Below are 3,126 nucleotides of genomic sequence, written 5' to 3' on the forward strand. Positions count from 1 at the left end.
AGCCTCATACATGTTGTTGATGTTCGGGTTTGGTTTTCTGATTAGTCAAACGATTGCTAACCCTGTTACGGGGATGGCTGTTTGGACGTTGATTGCCGCCTTGCTAGGGTTTACGACAACCTTGGCAATTACGAATGCACGACCTGTGAACGGTATTTTAGGGTTAATTTCGGCCCTTGTATACATCGGTTTGGCAATTGAAGCGCACAACCCGGCAGATGCAATTTTGCAATTCGTTTATATTATTTTGTTGGATTTGCCGGTTATTTTAATGCCATCATGGTCAAAGAATGTGGCCATGAATGTACGCAAGATTAGTGAAGTAAAAGATCGTGGCGAAAAAATGACCTTTGCTAAGACACGGACGTTCTTTGTTTTAGTCTTTGTCTTGTCATTTGTGGCGCTGTACTTTTTCGAAATTTATATCACACACTCACCACGTCCGTTGATTGACGCGGGTGCAGCTGCTATCGGAATTACCGGGGCAGTGTTAACGACGCTCCGCTTTTCAGAGGCTTACTACATGTGGTTCCTACAGGGAATCGCACAAGTTGTCTTGTGGGGGATGACCGCCGCACAAGGGGATGCCTCATTGGTCTTGTTCTTTACGTACATGTTGTACATGGGAAACGACGTCATCGCCTTCTTTGCCTCACCATGGTTTAAGAAGAGTTTGCGTGTGGCAGATAAAGAAGACTAGGAATGTCGGAGGTTTTTAAAACCTTCGACGTGACCAAGTCGCCCTTATCAGGTGCGTCCTTGTTCTTGATTCCTGGCCAAAGCCAGGGATCTTAGAACAAGAGCTGCTGTGGCAAAGATTAAAATAAATAATATTGGCACTTAATATTGACTTACTTTGAAAAGGTGTGTATTATTAAGTTCCGGGCTCTTGTATTTGTTTAATACAAGACGTAATCAAAGTTGATTAACGCTCCCAACGCTATAATTAGCATTGGGAGCTTTTTTATTTTTTATTGCTCCTGCACAAAGAACTCGGAGGATTATTTTTATGACAGCTAAGTACGTCTTTGTTACCGGTGGTGTGGTTTCATCATTGGGTAAAGGTATCGTCGCAGCATCATTGGGCCGCTTGTTGAAGAACCGCGGTTTCAAGATTGCCGTACAAAAGTTTGATCCATACATTAACGTCGACCCAGGAACGATGTCACCATATCAACACGGTGAAACTTTTGTCACTGATGATGGTTTGGAAACTGACTTGGACTTGGGACACTATGAGCGTTTCATCGACATTAACTTGAACAAGTATTCAAACGTGACGTCAGGTCGTGTTTACTCTGAAGTTTTGGCCAAGGAACGTCGTGGTGATTATGATGGTGCAACTGTACAAGTTATTCCACACATCACGAATGCATTGAAGGAAAAGATGATGCGCGCCGCTGAAACAACGGATGCTGACATCGTGATTACTGAAGTTGGTGGAACGGTTGGTGATATTGAATCATTGCCATTCATCGAAGCATTGCGTCAAATGAAGCGCGAAGTTGGTGCTGAAAACGTCGCATACATCCACACGTCATTGATTCCATACTTGCGTGCTGCAGGAGAAATGAAGACGAAGCCAACGCAACACTCAGTTGCTGAGTTGCGTTCATTGGGAATTCAACCTGACATGTTGGTTGTTCGTACTGAGCAACCAATTACGCCAGAGATGCGTGAGAAGTTGGCATTGTTCACGGACGTTGCGCCAGAAGCAGTTATTGAGTCTTTGGACGTTGACATCTTGTACGAAATTGCTTTGAACATGCAAAAGCAAGGCATGGACGATGTTATCTTGAAGCGTTTGGGCTTGACGGCTGAACCAGCTGACATGACTGAATGGACAGCCATGATTGAAAAGATCCGCAACTTGAAGAAGAAGTTGAAGATTACGTTGGTTGGAAAGTATGCTGATTTGCAAGATGCCTACATTTCAGTTAACGAAGCATTGCGTGCCGGTGGTTACGCGGTTGACGCTGATGTAGAAATCAACGCCATCAACTCAGAAAAGGTTAACGATGAGAACGTTTCAGAATTGTTGGCTGATGCTGATGGTGTGATCGTGCCTGGTGGGTTCGGAGCTCGTGGTACTGAAGGTAAGATTTCAGCAATCCAATTTGCTCGTGAGAACAATGTGCCATTCTTGGGCGTATGCTTGGGAATGCAATTGGCTTCAGTTGAATTTGCTCGTCACGTCCTTGGTTACGCGGATGCCAACTCAATTGAGTTGAACCCAGACACAGATGCGCCAGTTATCGCTTTGATGAACGACCAAAAGGAAGTTACGGATCGTGGTGGTACTTTGCGTCTTGGTTTGTACCCAGCTGACTTGAAGGATGGTACGTTGATGAAGGCAATCTATGAGGGTCAAGATGAGATCCAAGAGCGTCACCGTCACCGTTACGAATTCAACATTGATTACCGTAAGGAATTCGAAGATGCTGGTATGGTCTTTGCCGGAACGTCACCTGATGATCGCTTGATGGAAATTATTGAATTGCCAGAAAACGACTTCTTCGTGGCTGCCCAATACCACCCAGAATTCTTGTCACGTCCATACCGTCCAGAACCTTTGTACGGTGCCTTTGTTAAGGCTGCTTTGGACAAGAAGGAAGCTTAATTTAGTTAATGTAAGAGCTCGTTTCCAATGATGGGGAACGAGCTCTTTTTTACGGGGACTGGCTTTCTCAATATTTCGTCATAGAACTAACCAAATTGATAATTTTAAAGTAATGTTTACGCCTTACGCCGGAATGGCAAGTTTCCTTGTTATTGGTGTATCTGTACTGTAAAATTGACAAGGAATGTTATCCAGGTGACGAGGAAACGTCCTGATCGGCGATAGTCGATTAGTAACTGCGATAACAGACAATAGTTAATGAAATGAACGGGCCTGAACGGGCGTAGGGGGCAACCCCTGTTAATAAAAAGGGTGAAAATAATGAAGAAATTGGTTATCCATGGTGGTCGTCGCCTGAGTGGCGAAGTGACTATCGGTGGCGCAAAGAATTCAACAGTGGCATTGATTCCGGCAGCGATTCTAGCAGAAACGCCAGTGAAGTTTGATAGTGTGCCTGATATTTTAGATGTATACAACTTGCAAGTAATTTTGGAATCAATGAACGT

The 3,126-nt window shown here is 44.2% G+C and carries 2 protein-coding genes and 1 pseudogene; all 3 read left to right on the forward strand.

Annotation, left to right across the window (positions count from 1 at the left end; all coding sequences use genetic code 11):
- The coding region (pnuC, locus tag WEIDD23_RS05270; RefSeq protein WP_062358818.1) for a nicotinamide riboside transporter PnuC at nt 1–700 on the forward strand (700 nt) is incomplete at its 5' end.
- A 309-nt stretch (nt 701–1,009) separates the two neighbouring features.
- On the forward strand, nt 1,010–2,620 hold the full coding sequence (locus tag WEIDD23_RS05275; RefSeq protein WP_062358819.1) for a CTP synthase: 1,611 nt from the start codon (nt 1,010–1,012) through the stop codon (nt 2,618–2,620).
- Between the two features lie 321 nt (nt 2,621–2,941).
- Nucleotides 2,942–3,126 (forward strand): annotated as a pseudogene (locus WEIDD23_RS14555) (UDP-N-acetylglucosamine 1-carboxyvinyltransferase); the annotation flags it as partial.

It is taken from the genome of Weissella sp. DD23, from assembly GCF_001579105.1.
Classification (GTDB): Bacteria; Bacillota; Bacilli; order Lactobacillales; family Lactobacillaceae; genus Weissella; species Weissella cibaria.